The organism is Ralstonia sp. 24A2 (assembly GCF_051783885.1).
GTDB lineage: Bacteria > Pseudomonadota > Gammaproteobacteria > Burkholderiales > Burkholderiaceae > Ralstonia.
This window is the reverse complement of sequence record NZ_JBPVZD010000002.1, coordinates 1339351-1357720: the sequence shown is the minus strand read 5'-3', so window position 1 is coordinate 1357720 and position 18370 is coordinate 1339351. Positions and strand designations below refer to the sequence as shown.

16 protein-coding genes, 1 pseudogene and 1 riboswitch are annotated in these 18370 nt (G+C 63.7%); of the genes and pseudogenes, 8 read left to right on the top strand and 9 right to left on the bottom strand.

Going from position 1 to position 18370, the window contains the following annotated elements; genetic code table 11:
* Nucleotides 1-3: 3 nt before the first annotated feature.
* A complete protein-coding gene (locus ACS13N_RS11250; protein WP_438931736.1) occupies nucleotides 4-390 on the top strand; it encodes a RidA family protein in 387 nt (128 codons plus the stop codon).
* Nucleotides 391-714: 324 nt separating this feature from the next.
* Here the strand turns inward: ACS13N_RS11250 and ACS13N_RS11245 are convergent, their stop codons facing one another.
* From ACS13N_RS11245 to ACS13N_RS11230, 4 genes are all read right to left on the bottom strand, one after another.
* Nucleotides 715-2445, bottom strand: a complete 1731-nt coding sequence (locus ACS13N_RS11245; protein ID WP_438931735.1) for a cation acetate symporter — start codon at nucleotides 2443-2445, stop codon at nucleotides 715-717.
* Complete coding sequence (locus ACS13N_RS11240; RefSeq protein ID WP_438931734.1) at nucleotides 2442-2750, bottom strand: DUF485 domain-containing protein; 309 nt, start codon at nucleotides 2748-2750, stop codon at nucleotides 2442-2444. Before ACS13N_RS11240 ends, ACS13N_RS11245 begins: the two co-directional genes overlap by 4 nt.
* Nucleotides 2751-3215: 465 nt before the next feature.
* Nucleotides 3216-4136 (bottom strand): recombination-associated protein RdgC, encoded by a 921-nt coding sequence (locus ACS13N_RS11235; protein WP_438931733.1) that lies wholly within the window; start codon nucleotides 4134-4136, stop codon nucleotides 3216-3218.
* Between the two features lie 118 nt (nucleotides 4137-4254).
* Nucleotides 4255-5025: an alpha/beta hydrolase gene (locus ACS13N_RS11230; RefSeq protein ID WP_438931732.1), complete on the bottom strand. Its 771-nt coding sequence runs from the start codon at nucleotides 5023-5025 to the stop codon at nucleotides 4255-4257.
* A 434-nt stretch (nucleotides 5026-5459) separates the two neighbouring features.
* Here ACS13N_RS11230 and ACS13N_RS11225 point away from each other — a divergent pair.
* The 3 genes and pseudogenes from ACS13N_RS11225 (at nucleotide 5460) to ACS13N_RS11215 (ending at nucleotide 7894) form a co-directional block, all read left to right on the top strand.
* Nucleotides 5460-6358, top strand: a pseudogene (locus ACS13N_RS11225) (acetoacetate decarboxylase).
* Between the two features lie 52 nt (nucleotides 6359-6410).
* Nucleotides 6411-7655, top strand: a complete 1245-nt coding sequence (locus tag ACS13N_RS11220; RefSeq protein ID WP_438931731.1) for a saccharopine dehydrogenase family protein — start codon at nucleotides 6411-6413, stop codon at nucleotides 7653-7655.
* Entirely contained in the window at nucleotides 7574-7894 is a 321-nt protein-coding gene (locus ACS13N_RS11215) for an FCD domain-containing protein (protein ID WP_438932833.1), read from the top strand. Before ACS13N_RS11220 ends, ACS13N_RS11215 begins: the two co-directional genes overlap by 82 nt.
* Nucleotides 7895-7896: 2 nt before the next feature.
* On the opposite strand, the gene ACS13N_RS11210 is transcribed toward ACS13N_RS11215, so the two are convergent.
* From ACS13N_RS11210 to ACS13N_RS11200, 3 genes are all read right to left on the bottom strand, one after another.
* On the bottom strand, nucleotides 7897-9219 hold the full coding sequence (locus tag ACS13N_RS11210; protein ID WP_438931730.1) for a voltage-gated chloride channel family protein: 1323 nt from the start codon (nucleotides 9217-9219) through the stop codon (nucleotides 7897-7899).
* 76 nt (nucleotides 9220-9295) lie between these two features.
* A riboswitch (Fluoride riboswitch) is annotated at nucleotides 9296-9369 on the bottom strand.
* 63 nt (nucleotides 9370-9432) lie between these two features.
* Nucleotides 9433-10485 (bottom strand): AI-2E family transporter, encoded by a 1053-nt coding sequence (locus ACS13N_RS11205; protein ID WP_438931729.1) that lies wholly within the window; start codon nucleotides 10483-10485, stop codon nucleotides 9433-9435.
* A 138-nt stretch (nucleotides 10486-10623) separates the two neighbouring features.
* Nucleotides 10624-11208 carry a TetR/AcrR family transcriptional regulator gene (locus ACS13N_RS11200; RefSeq protein ID WP_438931728.1) on the bottom strand — a complete coding sequence of 195 codons (585 nt, stop codon included), beginning with the start codon at nucleotides 11206-11208 and terminating at the stop codon, nucleotides 10624-10626.
* A 175-nt stretch (nucleotides 11209-11383) separates the two neighbouring features.
* On the opposite strand from ACS13N_RS11200, the gene ACS13N_RS11195 reads away from it, so the two are divergent.
* Together ACS13N_RS11195 and ACS13N_RS11190 are read left to right on the top strand one after the other, a co-directional pair.
* Nucleotides 11384-12454, top strand: a complete 1071-nt coding sequence (locus ACS13N_RS11195; protein ID WP_438931727.1) for an MBL fold metallo-hydrolase — start codon at nucleotides 11384-11386, stop codon at nucleotides 12452-12454.
* Between the two features lie 186 nt (nucleotides 12455-12640).
* Complete coding sequence (locus ACS13N_RS11190; protein WP_438931726.1) at nucleotides 12641-13876, top strand: serine hydrolase domain-containing protein; 1236 nt, start codon at nucleotides 12641-12643, stop codon at nucleotides 13874-13876.
* Here ACS13N_RS11190 and ACS13N_RS11185 read toward each other — a convergent pair.
* Entirely contained in the window at nucleotides 13873-14724 is an 852-nt protein-coding gene (locus tag ACS13N_RS11185) for a GntR family transcriptional regulator (RefSeq protein WP_438931725.1), read from the bottom strand. The genes ACS13N_RS11190 and ACS13N_RS11185 overlap by 4 nt on opposite strands.
* 276 nt (nucleotides 14725-15000) lie before the next feature.
* Here ACS13N_RS11185 and ACS13N_RS11180 point away from each other — a divergent pair, with 276 nt between their 5' ends.
* Nucleotides 15001-16758 (top strand): diguanylate cyclase, encoded by a 1758-nt coding sequence (locus ACS13N_RS11180; protein ID WP_438932832.1) that lies wholly within the window; start codon nucleotides 15001-15003, stop codon nucleotides 16756-16758.
* 9 nt (nucleotides 16759-16767) lie between these two features.
* Here ACS13N_RS11180 and ACS13N_RS11175 read toward each other — a convergent pair whose 3' ends face one another.
* A complete protein-coding gene (locus ACS13N_RS11175; protein WP_438931724.1) occupies nucleotides 16768-17580 on the bottom strand; it encodes a DUF6597 domain-containing transcriptional factor in 813 nt (270 codons plus the stop codon).
* Between the two features lie 118 nt (nucleotides 17581-17698).
* Here ACS13N_RS11175 and ACS13N_RS11170 point away from each other — a divergent pair, with 118 nt between their 5' ends.
* Nucleotides 17699-18367 carry a glutathione S-transferase family protein gene (locus ACS13N_RS11170; protein ID WP_438931723.1) on the top strand — a complete coding sequence of 223 codons (669 nt, stop codon included), beginning with the start codon at nucleotides 17699-17701 and terminating at the stop codon, nucleotides 18365-18367.
* Nucleotides 18368-18370: the final 3 nt, after the last annotated feature.

The following is an 18370-nucleotide window of genomic DNA, read 5'->3' as shown; positions in this document are numbered from 1 at the left end:
GCAATGACGACCTCCCCTGCTTACTTGCCTGCACCTCCTGGCCTACCTTTCTCAACAGCGGTACGTGCTGGCGGCTTCTTGTGGCTGTCCGGGCAAATACCCTTGGATGCTGATCACAAGCCGCACGGCGGAACAATCGAAGAACAGACCCACGCTGTCCTGCAAAGCATTTCCACCACGCTTGAAGGCCTGGGAAGCTCTCTGCGCCGCGTAGTCAAAACCACGGTCTGGTTAAGCGATCTCGCGAACTTTGCAGCGTTTAACCAGATTTACCTGCGCTACTTTGAAGCGGGCGCGTTCCCCGCACGGAGTCTGGTGGAGGCCAAGCTGGTATTTGGCGTCGCCGTAGAGATCGAGGTGCTGGCCATCGACGACAGCGTGAGTCCGTAGCCAATCCGTTCAGCCGCCACCATGCGCAAGCAGCGCCCCGTGCAAGATACCCCTGCATTTCAGCGTCGACACCATCGAGACGCAATCTGAATGCGGGCCGTTCTCGGCCACAAGCTGGAGCACGGCCCCGTTCCCCTCAGGCTTCGCTCGAACAGAGGCCTGGCGGGGTAGTCGCGAGCGCCCTCAGCACGACTGGCGAGACGGTCTTGCCGGCCAAAGATGAACCTTGAAGCGGACGGAAGCGGCGCTGACTGGCCGCTCCCGCGCTTGGATGGCGGGCGACGCAAGAGGCCGCCCGCTTCCGGTTGGTGTCGCTGAAACCGCTCAGTGGCCCGAAGCGCCCGCCGCGCCGAGCCCCGTTTCCGAGCGAACCTGCTGCGCGTCGAACGACGCCTTCTCCGCCTTGGCACGCGCGCTGGTATCCAGCACCGAGAACAGCCACACACCTACAAAACCGATCGTCATCGAGAACAGCGCCGGCGACGTGTACGGGAACCACGCCGAGCCCTTCGGATACCCCAGCGTGGCTTCCCACACCGACGGCGACACGATCGTCAGCCCCACCGAAGAGATCAGCCCCAGGAACCCACCGATCACCGCACCACGCGTGGTGCAGCCCTTCCACAGCATCGACAGGAACAGCACCGGGAAGTTGGCGGACGCCGCCACCGCAAACGCCAGCGACACCATGAATGCGATGTTCTGCTTTTCGAAGGCGATGCCCAGCGCCACGGCAACCACACCCAGCACCAGCGTCGTCATGCGCGACACCTTCAGCTCATCGGCGCTGTTGGCCTTGCCGTTCTTGAAGACCGTGGCGTACAGATCGTGCGACACCGCCGAGGCGCCGGACAGCGTGAGCCCTGCCACCACCGCCAGAATCGTGGCAAACGCCACCGCTGAGATGAAGCCGTAGAACACATCACCGCCCACCGTCTTGGCGACTAGGACAGCCGCCATGTTGGCCGTGCCCGCCCCGCCCTTGATCACACCCTTGGCAACGTCGGACAGCTCTGGATTGGTCAGCACCAGCGTGATCGCACCAAAGCCGATGATGAAGATCAGGACGTAGAAATAGCCGATCCACGTGGTCGCCCAGAACACCGACTTGCGTGCTTCCTTGGCATCCGGCACCGTGAAGAAGCGCATCAGGATGTGCGGCAGCCCGGCGGTGCCGAACATCAGCGCCATGCCGAACGAGATGGCCGAAATCGGGTCCTTGATGAAGCCGCCCGGCGACATCACCGACAGGCCGATCTTGGCGGCGTCGTCAGGTGCCTTGCCTGCATTGGTGGCAATGACGGTCTTCACCTCCACTGCCTTGGCGAACAGCGCTTCCGGGCTGAAGCCGTACTGCGCCAGCACCATGATCGCCATGAACGTCACGCCGGCCAGCAGCATGCACGCCTTGATGATCTGCACCCACGTCGTTGCGGTCATGCCACCAAACAGCACGTACACCATCATCAGCGCGCCGACGATGACCACCGCCACCCAGTAGTCCAGGCCGAACAGCAGCTTGATGAGCTGCCCAGCACCCACCATCTGCGCGATCAGGTAGAAGGCCACCACCACCAGCGTGCCGATGGCGGCAAAGCTGCGGATCGGGCCTTGCTCGAAGCGGTAACCGGCCACATCGGCAAAGGTGAACTTGCCGAGGTTGCGCAGCCGCTCGGCCATCAGGAACGTGATGATCGGCCAGCCGACCAGGAAGCCGATCGAATAGATCAGGCCGTCGTAGCCTGAGGTCATCACCGCGGCGGAAATGCCCAGGAAGGACGCCGCTGACATGTAGTCGCCCGAGATGGCCAGACCGTTCTGGAAGCCGGTGATGCCACCGCCCGCCGTATAGAAATCCGCCGCCGAGCGCGTGCGCTTGGCCGCCCACTTGGTGATCCACAGCGTGCCGGCCACGAACAGCGCAAACAGCACGATGGCGGTGGTGTTGGTTTCCTGCTTGGCGGTCTCGCCGACATCGCCACCCGCAGCGATGGCTGCACCGCAGGCGCCGGCGGCCAGCAGGGCTACCAGCATCATGGAAAGCGTCTTCTTCATTGCTTGACGTCCTGCAGGATGTCCTGCGTCAGTTGATCGTATTCGTTGTTCGCGCGGCGCACGTAGAGGCCGGTGATGACCACGGTGAAGACGATCACCGCCATGCCGACCGGGATGCCGACACTCATCACGCCCGCGCTCACAGGCTTGGCGAGGAACGGCTTATTGAATGCGATCAGCGCGATGTAGCCGTAGTACACGACCAGCATCAGCACCGTCAGAAGCAGGCCGAGCGCATTGCGCCGGCGCTTGAGCTGCGCATACTTGGGATGCGCCGCGATTTTTCCTACCAAACCATCCTGCATCGCTGTCTCCTGATTCTTTCTTGATTGAGCGCGGCGATTCTGGATAGCGAAACTGACTCGACTCTTACTCGCGCCCTCTGCAGCGGCGTGGCGAGCACTATGGTTTTCCCTAGCGAAGTCGAATCGTTCGTTGGATGGGCATGCGTGACCGCGCTTTGGGTTGGGTGACGTGGTTGACGATCACAGTAGACAGCGAAGGCGCGATGGGCCGCCGCTTCCCCATCGCGGGCATCTGGCATGCTTGCCAGGCTTCCACCAGGAGCGACCGTGTAGAACCTCGCATCGTCATCTGGTGCGCCGCGCGCCCTCCCAGCATCCGATCAGCGTTGTCGGACTCTTGATTGGCGCCCAGGCCGGCATTTGTGCTGGCGAATATTTGCAGCACGCGATGAATGGCGGATGGGTGGAGTCGGTACGTTGTTTGCCAGGGCTGTGGCCTGGCAAACAACGCACCGCCACCGAAGCTCAGGCTGCGGCCTGATGCACCGCGTCGTGCTGATCGCCGCCCAGGATATCGACCAGATCGGTCAACATCCGCCCCAGCTCACCGGCCATCAGCGTGACATCCGACTCGAAGCGTTCGTCGTCGTTCTTGGCGGTTGGGTCCTCCGCTTCCTTGATCACGTCCAGCGGTGTGACACGCTTGATCGTCAGCGACGGCGTCAGCACGAAGGAGATCCGGTCGTCCCAGGTCATCGCAAGGCGCATGCATTGCTTGCCGGCTTCAATGTGCCGCCGCATGTCGTCTGCTTCCAGCGCGTGGCCAACGTAGCGCACCGTGGCGCCGCCTTCACCGCTCGATCGCAGCTCGGCGTCCTGGTCAACGGTAAATCCGCCCGGCGCTTCGCCAGACAGCAGCCACTCCGTCATCGCGGCAACCGGAGAGCGCGCCACGCGAACGCTGGTGATCGGCAGTTGATCGATCGATTTCACGAGCAGTCCGCGAACGTCGTCGGCAAGCGTCTGGGAAGCGGCATCGATGACGAGCCAGCCGTTGACCGTATCGATCCACACACGGGTGTCGCGACGAATGCTGAACGCGCGCGGCAGCAGTTCATCGGTCACGTGTTCCTTGAGTTCGCGCAGTTGCTTTCGCCCGACCTTGAAGCCTTGCTGCTCCTCGATTTCAAGGGCCCGGGCTTTGGTCACCTGGTTGATGACCGATGCCGGCAGCAGTTTCTTTTCTGCACGGAACACCAGCAGCATCTGCCGGTTGGTCGAATACACGAGCGCGCCGTCATCGCGTGGTGATGCCCATCCGGAGGTCTGCTTCTCGACGCTGTTGCCCGGTTGAAACGCGTGAGGCGCGAGCCACTTTTCAAGCTGGTCAGGAGCAACGGCCCAAGGTGCCGGAAGACGATGAAGCTGAAGATTCTTGAACCACATGGGAGTACGGGCAAAGAGCGCGATTCTAAATGACTGCGACGTTGCCCGGTCCACTGCCGCTATTCGGACCGATCAAAACCGAACGGCGATGACCGGTCTGTGCGACGCTTTGTGTCCATCAGTTCTTGGCGGACTGCATGGCCGCCTGCTCGATGAGCTTGGCCACCTCAGCCGGGTGCGAGATGTAGGCGACGTGGCTGGAGTTCTTGATCTCGATCGTCTTGCTGCCGGCACGCGAAGTCATGAAGCGCTCCAGATCCGGGTTGATCGCACGGTCTGCCGTGGCAACCACCGCCCAGCTCGGCTTCGACCTCCAGGCTGCATTTTTGATGGGCACACCAAACGACTGCGCGGCCGGCATCACCTGCGAGATCGCCATGAACTTGGCTTCAGCGACGGGCACGTCGGCGGCAAAGTCAGCGTGGAAAGACGGCTGATCGAAGTACAGAAAGCCGTCGGGCGTCGGCTTGATAGCCTGGGTGGCGGGCGGCATCTTCTTGGTCAGGTCGAGTGGGCTCTCACCGGTGTCAGGCTGGAACGCGGCCACATAAACGAGACCGGCGACCTTGTCATGGTTACCGGCTTCAGTGATGACAGCACCCCCGTAGCTGTGGCCAACCAGGATGGAGGGGCCGTCCTGCGCTTCGAGCACGCGGGTGGTGGCCTTCACGTCCTCGTCGAACGAGGTTTCCGGTTGCTGCACGATGGACACCTTGTAGCCATCGCGCATGAGGATCTTGGTCACGGCCTGCCACCCCGAGCCATCGGCAAAGTAGCCGTGCACGAGCACGATGTTCTTGACGGGTGCGGCGGCCGCTGCGGGCGTGCTGAGTGCTGCAGCAGAAATGGCGACGGCGGCGGCGCGGACGGCGAACGAGGCAATTTTCATGATGACGCTCCTTGGTGGTGAGTGGACTACGACACTTCATCTGGCGGCGTGACAACACCGCAGTGGCTACGCATGTGTCTCGAATACGGTCGACGTGTACACAGCGAATACCCATCGCTGCCATGCATCTGTCTCGCACGAATTGTTCTGATGGTGAAAACTTGTGCGGCCAGCGAACTTGACGTGAATCCTAGGAACGTCAGCAGAATTTCGCCATTAAATAATGCGTATATCCAGTATTGGAATTTCTGATAATCAGGTTTGTCTGTTCAAGGACGGCCGAGGTATCAAAACGCAAGCCGGCATTCCTGACGTAGGTGGTCGTCAGGTCGTCAGCGGTACGCTCGAAAGGCTGTCGTCAGCGATGACGCTGACATGCCATGGATTGCCCAGGCCCACGCGTTGCGATGTCGCCAGAACGCAGCCGGGTGTTGATGGATTTTGCCGTCGGCGCAACGAACACAGTCGAAGTGCCGGCGGGCGGCTATTACGACCGCTACCGGATGAACCCGAACCTGGATGAAGTGGCACAGGACCCTGCTGCCGAAAACATCGACTGCTTCCGCCGGATTCCCAAGCGCCTGGCCGCGTCGCGTGTCGGCCCCACCTGGGCACCCAACTTCTGCTACCGCTCCAGCAGCATTCAACTGCTGTTCCTGGCGCCGCTCTCCCGATTGCGGCGACACTGCCGGAACCGCTCGAGCCGCTGCGTGCATTCCCGGGCTATGGGCTCGTCGCGCTGATCTTCTTCTCCTATGCGGTGTGCGATAACGATCCGTACAACGAGGTATCCGTTGCGGTGGTAATCCGCCGACCCGGCGCGCGCGGGTCGCATGCGCTGGAACTGCTGGATCCCATGCGACGCCGCAGCTTCGTCGCGCATGTGCTGGCGCTGCCCGTCACCACAGAAATTGCGCGCGTGCGCGGCGTGCATGGCTATCAATTGCCGAAGTGGCGCGCCGACATCAACATGAACATTGGAGCGACCGTGCGGTCCAGCATCGCCGGGCCAGAAGGCAAACCCGACCTGACCTTGCATGCACCGCTTCCTGCCTTGCACAACGCCGTACCCCAGTCCCGCATGGGAACGACGACCATGATCAACAAGGTCGACGGCGAATGGCATCAGAGTTCGGTGCAGCGCAACACGCTATCGTTCGCCCAGCGCCTGTTCCCGCGCAACATCAACCTCGTGCGCAGTGGCGGCCCGCTGAGCCAGTTGCTTGATGGGCTGGGAGCGTCCACCATGCTTCGTCTGGACGTCGTGAAAGACGCGCAGCTGGTTCTGAATCTGCCAACGCCGCTGAAGGCGTTCGATCAATCCGCGATGTGAGGGAGGCGGCGTTCATGCAGGCACTCTCATTCGCCCCTGGAAGGAAGACGCCATGACCGCACCGGACTATGACCTCGTCGTGTTTGGCGCCACGAGCTTTGTTGGCCAGATCCTGACCCGCTACCTAGCCGAGCACTTCTCGGGCCAGGCCGAAACCCTGCGCTGGGCCATTGCGGGCCGGTCCGAAGCCAAGCTCAATGACCTCAAACGGTCACTGGGCACCGCGGGGGCTACGCTGCCCACCATCGTGGCGGACGCGGCCAACGAAACGCAGTTGCGCGCGTTATGCGCACAGACCCGGGTGGTGGTATCCACCGTCGGCCCCTACGCGCTGTATGGCGAACCGCTCATCAAGGTCTGCGCGCAGACCGGCACCGACTACTGCGACCTCACCGGCGAGACCCAGTGGATCAAGCGCATGGTCGAAAAGTACGAGTCGACCGCGCGGCAGTCAGGGGCGCGCATCGTGCATTGCTGCGGCTTCGACTCGGTGCCGTCGGATATGGGCGTCTATTTCCTGCAACGGCAAGCGATGCAGCAATGGGGCACGCCGGCCGCCCACGTGAAGATGCGTGTCAAGACGCTCAAAGGCGGCGCCTCAGGTGGCACCGTGGCCAGCCTGATCAACGTGGTGCGGGAGGCCGCCGCCGACCCCGCGTTGCGCAAGGAGCTGATCAACCCATACGCCCTCTGCCCCAGCGGACATGGTTTTACGGCGCGTCAACATACCGTCAGGGGCGCTGCATTCGATACCGATTTCGATGCGTGGATCGCGCCCTTCGTCATGGCGGCCATCAACGAGCGCGTGGTGCATCGCTCGAACGCGTTGTCCGGCAACGCCTATGGCAACCAGTTCACGTATGACGAAGCGGTGATCACCGGCAGTGGCATGCAGGGCCGCCTGAAAGCCGTGACGATGGTGGCAGGCCTGGGTGCGTTCATGCTGGGAATCGTCATCAAACCCGCCCGCCTCCTGATGGAGCGCTTCCTGCTGCCCAAGCCCGGCGAAGGCCCTAGCCCCGCAGCGCAGTTGGCCGGCCGCTACGATCTCCGCTTTTTCGCCCGCACCGACGACGGGAAGACCTTGCGCGTGAAAGTCACCGGAGATCGCGATCCGGGCTACGGCTCGACCGGCAAGATGCTGGGCCAGGCAGCCGCCAGCCTCGCGCTGGACCACGTCAAGGACGGTGCCAAGACGGGGCGTGCTGGCGGTTTCTGGACGCCAGCCACGATGTTCGACGAACGCTTCATCGAACGCCTGACCCGCCATGCGGGCCTGCGCTTCGAGCGGATCTGAGGTCGCCCAGGAAAGCTCGGCCCCTCACGCTCAAGGCGATCGCAGAGCTGCGCGGCCAGGTGGAACGCTATGAACGGTTGCAGGACACCTTGCTTGCAGACACCCCCTCGTTCCAATACGAGCACGAGAACATCCTCCAGGCATGCCGCGAGCGCAACGCACGCGGCGCCCGCTCCATGACGGTCGCCCATCTCAACTCGGCCAGGGCCATTGTGATGCGGCTCGTCGAGAGCGATTGAGGTCAGGACTGCGAGCGCTCGGCGGATTCTGCGGATGTCTGCCCGGTGGCCTGCGGATCCGGCAAGCGGAGCCCTTCTTGTTCGCTGTCCTGTCCGGACGGGCGTTTCGCATGGCCGATGCGCTGTGCGTGATAGATGCCCGCGTGGCCCGAGAAGAGGTAGCTCACCACACACGCAATGCCGGCGAAGGTACCGACCTCTGGGCCGAACAGCTCCATCGCCATCAAGGTCGACGCGATCGGCGTGTTGGCCGCACCCGCAAACACCGCAACGAACCCGAGACCGGCCAGCAGCGGGAACGGTAGCGGCAACACATAACCAAGCGCATTGCCCAGCGTGGCGCCGATGTAGAACAGCGGCGTCACCTCGCCCCCCTTGAAGCCAGACGCCAGCGTCACGATGGTAAAGGCCGCCTTGCCGGCAAAGTCGTAGGCCGGCAACGGATTGTGGAAGGCATCGACGATGACGGGAATGCCCAGCCCGAGGTATCTATCAGTCCCCAGCGCCATGGCACCGGCCACCACGACACAGCCGCCCAGCACAGGACGCAGCGGACCAAACGGAATGCGATGCTTCAACAGACGCCCGAGCTTGTGCGTGAGCGCCGCAAAGGTCTTGCCCGCCAGGCCGAAGACGATACCGGCCAGCACCACCATGCCGATCGCAACCGGTGTGAGATGCGGCACAAACGGAATCGCGTAGGGCGTGTGATGGACGCCCAGCAGGGGCGGCACCAGATCACCAACGATGGCCGCAATAAAGCACGGCAGGATCGCGTCATAGCGCAGGCGCCCGATGGCCAACACCTCTAGACCAAACACGGCGCCAGCCAGCGGTGTGCCAAACACCGATGCAAAACCAGCGCTGATGCCGGCCATCAGCAGGATGCGGCGATCGCCCGGGTCCAGCTTGAACAACCGGGTCAGATAGTCCGCAAAGCTGCCGCCCATCTGGACTGCAGTCCCCTCGCGCCCGGCCGAGCCGCCAAAGAGATGGGTAACAACGGTACCGAGCAGGATCAGCGGTGCCATGCGCTTCGGCACCACGCGCTTTGGATCGTGGATTTCGTCAATGAGGAGGTTGTTGCCGCCCTCCACCGAGCGGCCCGTGTAGTGATACAGCAGGCCGACAGCTAGACCGGCTGCGGGCAGCAACCAAAGCAGCCACGGATGCGCGATGCGCGTGTCGGTCGCCCAGTCCAGCGCCAGCAGCAGCACCGCAGAGCCCAGCCCCGCGAGCATGCCGACGAGCGCCCCCAGCGAGAGCCAGCGCAGCAGATACGCCAGCATCAGCAGTGGCTCGGAGCGTGTGATCGTTTTCTTCATGATGACCAGATTCGTAGAACGCAAACCTGGACGACAGGATGTCGTATAGACGTGTGCCCACAACTTCCTTGTCCAGGAATTTGTAGGCATCATCAGCCGGCAGTTGGTCGCGCCGGCGGTTAAGGGAGGAATGCCATCTCCACAAGACGGCGAATTGTGCCTGAAATTGGCATCGCCGTGAACGTGATGCAGATCACAGCGCCGCCTGCAGCATCACTCTGCCTGTCCGGCGCGCGCAAAGATGTCCCAGCTCGCCATGAACAGCGCGGCAACGAGCGGCCCGATCACGAAGCCAGTGATGCCGAACAACGCCATCCCGCCGAGCGTCGAGATCAGCACGACCCAATCGGGCATCTTCGTATCCTTGCCGACGAGGATCGGGCGCAGCAGATTGTCAACGAGCCCGATCACGCCCACGCAGAACACCACGAGGATCGCGCATTTCCCCAGCGCGCCCGTCGCCAGGAAGTACAGCGCGGCCGGCACCCAGACAATGCTCGCGCCAATCGCGGGCAGCAGCGACAGAAATGCCATCAGCGCGCCCCACAGCACAACGCCCTCGATACCCACGACCCAGAAGATGAAGCCGCCGAGCGCACCCTGCACCAGCGCCACTGCGATGTTGCCCTTCACGGTGGCGCGCACGACGGTGGTGAACTTGACCAACAGCAGGTTCTTGTGTTCTTCATCGAGCGGCAGCGCGCGGCGCACGCGACGGCCGATCTCGCCGCCGTCGCGCAGCAGGAAAAACACCATGTAAAGCATCACACCAAAACTGATGACGAACTGGAAGGTGTTCTGGCCGATGGTGAGTGCCTGGGTTGCCGCAAACTGGCTGATCTGCGCGGCGCCGTCGCTGAGCTTGCGCTGGATGCCCGGCAGATTGGCCAGACCATACTTGGCGAGCAGTTGCTGGATCGACGTCGGCAGCGCGTGCATGACCTCCTGGAAGTACTGCGAATAGTTGGGCTGCGCGTTCTTGATTTCCTGATAGACGTAGGCCACTTCCTGCACAAGCGTGATCGCCACGAACAACAGCGGCAGGATCACGATCAGGATGATCAGGGTGAGCGTGACGAGCGCGGCCAGGTTGCGCCGCTTGTTGAACCGGGCGACCAGCCAGCGCTGCACGGGCTGGAACAAAATCGCCAGGATGACACCCCAGAACACCGCCCCAAAAAAGGGCGAGAGTATCCAGCAGAGTCCGATGGTGACGACAAACAGCAGAAAGTAGAAAAAATACCGGCGGTCGTTTCCGCTATCCATGGTGCGTCTTCGCGTGAAGGTGAAGTCTGAAGACCCTGGACAAGACCAGAGCCAAGTGAGTTGAACCGGAGTATGCCCGCGACCGTGCCGCTGTCATAGCAGTTGCGGGTGCTGCTGCCAGCGCACGCAAAGGTGCCGCTACCGGGGCACCGATGGGCTGCGCAGCCCCGAGACCATCAACGCGACGAGGCGCTTCGCGCCGGCCTCCCAATCGGTGTCGACCCCGAACGTCGCCACACCCGCAATCGCGCAGAGCAGTTCCAGCGGTTCGATCGGGTGATGGATCTCGCCCGCCTCTCGCGCACGCTGCATCAGCAAGGTCAGTGCCTCGACGATCGCATCGGCGGACAAGGTACAGACGTCGTCCTTGCCACCGACCATGCAGTTGAGCACGTCGGCGTGAATCTGTTTGTTGGCCAGATAGCCGATGAACAGCAGCAGCCAGGCCTGAATGGCGTCCAATGGCGCGAGTTCGGCGGACAGCTGCTGTGCCGCCTCCACGAGCCGATTGCCTTCATCCCGGTAGATCTCGTCGATCAGCGCCTCGCGCGTTGGAAAGTGCCGGTACAGCGTGCCGATCCCCAAGCCCGCCTCGCGTGCAATCTCTTCCAGGCTGGCAGAAACGCCCTTCTCTGCAAACGCCACCTTGGCCACGTCCAGCAGACGTTGGCGATTCCGCTCGGCATCGGCTCTGGGTTTTCGGTTTGTGATCTTCTCGGCCACTGAATCGTGTCTCGCTTGACAAACGGAGGAAGCCTCCGCATATTAAGCGGAGGCCGCCTCATGTTATGTCCTCCCATGCGACGGCGCAAGGCATCATCGTTGCGGAGGACGTGTCAGTCAGGGCTTGCTGCCCCCACCTGATCCGTTTGCCCCTTGCTGTCGGAGTTCTCCCCCAATGTCTGTGCACCCCACCGCTTCGCCCTCGCCTGTTGCCGCCCCCCAGCCATCGGCCGCTCCCGGCGCGAATGACACATTCCACAACGCAGTCAGCCGCCCCAAGAGTGGTTTCTGGTCAGGACTGCGTTTGCTGTGGGCCTTCTTCAACAAGCCGGCGGGTACCGTGCCGAGCCAACCTGTGCCGACCCACGCGTTGACGCGTGAAGCCCTGCTCGCGGCGCCCGATCGCTCACTGTTCCGCCTTGGCCACTCCACCGTACTGCTCAAGCTGCGCGGCGTTTTCTGGCTGACTGATCCGGTGTTCGCAGAACGTGCCTCGCCGGTGCAGTGGCTCGGCCCCAAGCGATTCCACGCGCCGCCCATCGCGCTGGCAGACCTGCCGGACATAGAGGCGGTCATCCTCTCGCATGATCACTACGACCATCTGGACCGCGCGACCGTCCTCACGCTCGCGCCCAAGGTGAAGCACTTCCTCACGCCCCTGGGTGTGGGCGATCGGCTCATCGATTGGGGCATCGCCGCCGATCAGGTGCGGCAGCTCAACTGGTGGGAGTCGACCACGGTGAGCGGCCTGCAATTCACCGCCACCCCCGCACAGCACTTTTCGGGTCGCACGCCGTTTGACGGCAACCGCACACTGTGGGCATCGTGGGTCATGATCGACGATGACCTGCGCGTCTTCTTCAGCGGCGACACCGGCTACTTCCCGGGCTTCAAAACCATTGGCGAGCGCTTCGGACCATTCGACCTGACCCTGATGGAAACCGGCGCCTACGACCCGCGCTGGGCCTACGTGCACATGTTGCCGGAGCAGACCGTTCAAGCGCATCTGGATTTGCGCGGGCGCCGACTCGTGCCGATTCACAACGGCACGTTCGACTTGGCGTTTCATGCCTGGCAGGAACCCTTTGAACGCATTGCCGCTGCGGCGCGCGCCCGCGCGGTGGAAGTGCTGACACCGGCCATCGGGGCGAAGCTCGACATGGTGCAACCGGGTCCTACGCCGGCTTGGTGGCGCACTCAGGCTGAAGCATCACCACTGGCCGCCGTGCCCTCTGCGGCTGCCTGAATGGCCCACCTGCGCTGTTGCCCACCAAGCCGGATGCACTAACCCATCCTTCAGCAAACAGTGCGCCTTGCCCATTAAAGTGCTAATATCCTATTTTTAGAATGTTTAGCGGCTACCGCGCGTTGGTAGCCTGTGCGAAACGGATGCCGGCACCCTGAGGCCGGCATCCCTTTTTGGGGATCGAGCATGGCAATGGCGGAACAGGTGGGGTTGTCGTCGCAGCGTCTGCAGGCGTTCGATGCGGCGCTGAATGCGCGATACGTGGCGTCGGGGCATCTGCCCGGTGCGGTCACGCTGGTCTATCGCCGTGGCGAGCTCGCGCATGCGAATGTGGTGGGGTCGATGGACCTGGAGCGTGACAAGCCCATGCGTGACGACGCCATCTTCCGCATCTATTCGATGACCAAGCCGATCACCAGCGTGGCGTTCATGACGCTGGTCGAGCAAGGGCTGGTGGCGCTGGATGATCCGGTCTCACGCTTCATTCCGGCGTGGAAGCAACTGGGCGTTGCCGTGGCCGGCGCGCGCAGCCTTGGCGGCTTCCACACTCGCCCGGTCGGCCGCGAGATGCTGATCGTGGACCTGCTGCGCCATACCGCCGGCCTGTCCTACTTCTTCCAGGCCCGTACCAATGTCGACGCGGCTTACCGTGAACTGGCCATCGGCGAGCCCAACAACCCGACCGGCCTGGGCGGCATGATCGAAAGCCTGAGCCAACTGCCGCTCGACTATTCGCCGGGCGAGGAGTGGAACTACTCCGTGGCCACCCACGTGCTGGGCTACCTGATCGAACAGATCTCCGGACAGTCCTTTGCCGATTACCTGAAGACCGCCCTCTTCGATCCGATCGGCATGCCGGACACGGGCTTCTTCGTGCCGGATGACAAGGCTGAGCGCCTCTGCGCCTGCTATCGCCCCACGCCCACCGGCGGCCTGCATCTGCAAGACGACCCGGCCACGAGCGCGTTCCTCCAGGCGCCCGCGCTGGCGTCAGGCGGCAGCGGGCTGGTGTCGACCGCGCACGACTACCTGCGCTTCTGCCGGATGCTGCTCAATGGCGGCTCGATCGACGGGCACCAGATTCTCAGCCCCAAGACCATCGAGCTGATGACGCTCAATCATCTGCCGGACGGCAAGACGCTCGATCAGATGTCGCGCTCTTCGTTCAGCGAGGCGGTCTATCCGGGCCTCGGGTTCGGCCTGGGCTTTGCCGTGACGCAAGACGTGGCAAGCACGATGATGCCCGGCAGCGTGGGGGACTATTTCTGGGGCGGCGGCGCCAGCACGTCGTTCTGGATCGACCCGGCCGAAGACCTGATCGTGATCTTCATGACGCAGCTCCTGCCCTCCACCACCTATCAGGTGCGCCGCGACCTGCGGCACTGGATCTACGGCGCCATGCTCGAAGGCGGTCGCGCTTAAGCCTTCGTTCCGGATCGGCGTTTTTGCGCACCCGCTCGCGGCGAGCGGGTGCCACTGCCTGTCACCGGAATCAGATCCGTACTGCGGTCGTCACCGACAAGATCGTGCGTCATATCGAGCACGAATTTGTCTGCGCGATAGAGATAGAGGCCGGCATGGATCACGCAGCCAGCGTCGTCCGTCCACCAGCGCCGGGTGCGCACCAGCGGGTCGGCCATGCTGTAGTCCGCACGCGCTGCGCTCAGCAGGCCCGCGACCTCCTGATCCGCATAGGCGACGGTGATCTCCTGGCGCACCTTGGCGAGCGGGATACGGTTGTACTTGCGCACCAGGTAACCGATCTTGTGCTGCGCATCGCTGCCTTTGGGAAGCCGGTCGTAGGTTTCCCGCGCGACGTAGGTATCCATCACACCATAGGGCTCGCCGTCATGCAGATGCACGGTGCGGACCCGCATGTAGGCCGCGTGTTCGGGCTGGCCGGTCTTCAATGCTGCGGGCAGCGCATGCGCGGGCTCGCGCAGGAGCAGCCGGATGGTCTGCCCCGGCGCAAGGCTCAGGGGGTCATTGATGGCGTGACGCAGGTCTTCGTTGTCGGCGGGCGACACGATATCTGCCGTGACAAAGGTACCGCGGCCCCGCGCGCTGTTCACCAGGCCTTCGGCGCTCAGTTCCGCCAGCGCCTGACGCACCGTGATCGTGCCGACCCCATAGAAGGCACATAGCTCGGGGATCGAAGGCAACTGATCGCCGCGCTTCCAGTCCCCCTGCAAGATCCGCCCCCGAAGCAGGCTGGCCAACTGGGTATACAGGGCAACCCCCTTGCGCTCTGCATTCAGCAACGGATTCACTCACAAGCTCCTGGTCACCCAATCATTCCAACATTCTACTCTTGGCATGTCATCGGGAACGGACCTCACTCGTCTTAAAGGATCCGCAAGAATCCTTTTTCATTTGTTTGCAGTCTGCGCACCGGGGGCGCGTTCAATGGCAACGTAAAGATGCCCTCCGTCTTGCCGTTAGGCTGGGTAAGCATCGCGCACATCCGCTGCGCTGCCACCCTCGCCGATTTGCCCGTCAGGCCTGCCAAGACGCCACCGCTCCCGCTCATGTCCTCAGAAACGTCGATGGACAGGCGCTTCGGCGCCAGTGTCGCCATCGTCCTCATCCCGGTGCTCTCGCTGTCGTGCTGGCTGCTCGGCTACGCATGGCTTGCCTACGGCCGGGCGGATGACGCCGCGCGCAGCTTCCAGGCGCTGCGCGCCGTGCTGTTGACGATGGAGAAGGTCTCGGCCGAGCGCGGCCCGACCAACGGCGTGCTGGGCGAAGACCTGCCGCTGCCGGCCGAACGTACCGCCGCTCTGCAACGCATGCGCGCCGCCAGCGACGAGCACATCGCCACGCTGCTCAACGCACTGCAACCTGATCACTGCCCCGGCTGCGTTGCCGACGCCGATGCCGCGCGCCAGGCACAGGCCGACCTGTCCCGCGCGCGCCAGAACGTCGACAACCTTGTCACCCAGCCCCTGCAGTCGCGCGGCAACGGCGCACTGGCGGATGCGGTGGACCGCATGATCGGGGTGATTCCCGAATTCATGCCGATCATCAACGCACGCACGGCCAACATCACGCGCGGCGACCCCGACGTGCTCAACTGCCTGACACTGGCCCGGCTGGCCGCCGACCTGCGCGAGTACGCCGGCCAGCTCGGCTCACGCTTCACCAGCGCGCTGGCCATGCGCCGCAAGCTGACGCAGAGTGAACAGCTCGCCATCGAGCGCACGCATGGCCGCATCGACCAGCTGCGCGCCATGATCGAGACGCGCATCATGCGCGGATCCGCGCTGGGCCAGCACGCCATGGACACGCTGAATGCACAGTATTTTGGCGACGGCCTGCGCTATCTCGAAGCCGTGCGCGCCGCCACCAACCAACCCGGCGGGGCGGACGTCACCACCGGCCAATTCGCCGAGCGCTATGTGCCGACCATGCGCGCTGTCACCGATTTCCGCGACAGCGTGCTGCGCCTGGCCGAAGACGACATCCGCGCGCACCGGCGCGCCATGCTCTGGGTGCTGCTGGGCTCGGCGGCGGCTGTGCTGTCGGTGCTGGGGGCGCTGGCTTGGATGATCGTTTCGTTCCGCCGTGACGTGGTGCGGCCGTTCGTCAACGCCACGCGCCTGATCGATGCCATCGCACGCGGCAACCTGAGCCTGCATATCCCGACCAGCTTCACGCGGCGCGAGATCCGCGCCATGTTTGAGGCGATCCGCGTGCTGCGCATCAACAGCATCGAGCGGCGCCGGCTTGAACTGGAACGCGCGCACCTGATGCAGGAACTCGCGCGCATGGCCGAGACCGACCCGCTCACCCAGTTGCTCAACCGGCGCGCCTTTGAAGATCAGTCGATTGCGATGTGCAAGGCGCCCCAACCCAAGGCGCCTCTCATCGCGCTGGTGATGTTTGACGTCGACCACTTCAAGCGCATCAACGACACCTACGGCCACGCCGTCGGTGACGAGGCACTGCGTACCGTGGCGCGCCTGTGCCGCACCGACGGCCCCGCGGCCGACCTGGTAGCGCGCATTGGTGGCGAGGAGTTCGCGGTGATGGTGTGGGCAGACAGCCTAGACCAAGCACGCAGCGTGGCCGAACGCCTGCGCAAGCGCATTGCGGAAGCGACCGTGCCGACCGGCACCGACGTGCCCTGCCGCATGACGGCCAGCTTTGGCGTGGCCGTGGCGCGGGCGGCGGACCATCCGACGCTGGAATCGCTGCTCAAGCGTGCCGACCGCCTGCTGTATGAAGGCAAGCTGGCCGGGCGCAACCGCGTGATGACCGACCCGCCATCGCCCCCACACGATTTGTCGGTAGCGGCGGACTAAGACACGTGGCTAGGATTGATTGCTGCGCCGGTACTCCGCCGGTGCCTTGCCGACCAGGCGACGGAAATCGCGCGTGAAGTGCGCCTGGTCGAAGTAGCCCAGCGCGTGCGCGAGTTCAGCCAGATCGACGTCTGCCCCATTGGCGAGCTGATCCGCCGCTTCATGCAGGCGGTAGCGGCGAATCACCCACTTGGGCGTCACGCCCACGTACTCAGAGAACAACTGCTGCAGCGTGCGCTCGCTCAAGGCCGCGCGTTCGGCAAGGTCACGCACCTGCGTCAAACCCGCGTCCTGCTGCAGCATCTGCAGGATGGCGTGGATGCGCTCGACCTGCGGGTCGGGCGGCGGCAGCACGCGCAGCAGCAGCGTTTCTGCGGCCGCAACCATGCCCGCGTCATCCTGCGCGCTGAGCACGACCTCCTCAGCCTGCGCATCGTCGCAATCAAGCAGCGTGGATACCGGCAGCACCCTGTCGGTCAGTAAGTGCACGGACTTGCCGAAGAACGCACGAAAGGCGCCGGGCCGAAAGCGCAAGCCGATCACGCGGCCCGCCTCGGCCAGCGTGGTCTCGAAGGCGCCCGACACCACACCAAAGATGCCCGTCTGCCTCCTGTCGAAGACCACGTTCACGCACGGATACGGCAACGTGCGCTGCGCGAACGGCGGCTGGCCGCGCAAGTCCCATTCAACGATCCAGTGGTGATCCAGCACGCCGGCCAGCGCGGCGCTTGGCTGGTAGCGGTTCAAGCGAACGCGCTGGCGAAAGGCCAGCGGATCGACCACACCCTTGGGGCTGTCGACAACATCACGCAGGTCAGTCATGGAAGCCACATCGAAAGCAATGCCGCGATGATGCACCGCCACAGCGGATTTTTCCAAGACGCGGGGGAATCGTCGGCCTACAGTGGCAGTCTCTGATTCATACACACCGGAGACCACGATGTCGCAAGACCGCCACCTGATCCTGTATCACTCGCCGCGCAGCCGCTCGCGGGGCGTACGCATGCTGCTCGAAGAACTGGGCGCCGACTATGAACTGCACACGTTCGACCTGAGCACGGGCGAGCACAAGGTGCCGGCGTTCCGTGCGATCAACCCGCTGGGCAAGGTGCCGACGCTGCGTCACGGTGATGAGGTGGTAACCGAGCAGGTCGCCATCTACATGTATGCGGCAGAGTTGTATCCGGAGGCGGGCCTGTCACCGGCAGTGGGTGACCCGCTACGCGGCGCGTACCTGCGATGGATGGCGTTCTACGGCGCGTGCTTCGAGCCGGCCGTGGTGGACCGCTCGATGAATCGGCCACCGGCTGCGTACTCGCTGTCGCCGTATGGCGACTTCGACACTGTGATCAAGACGATCAACGCGCAGCTCGCCAAGGGCCCTTACCTGCTGGGCGAACGCTTCACGGCGGCAGACGTCCTGTGGGGTGCAGCGCTGGGTTGGATCACGATGTTCAAGCTGATGCCGGAAACACCGGTGGTGCGCGCCTATATTGATCGCGTCATGGCGCGCCCGGCCCTGCAACGTGCGCAAGCGGCCGATCTGGCGCTGGCGGCAGAACAGGACAACGCCAAGGCGGCCGCCAGCGCAGCCGCCCCGGGAGCCTGAGTC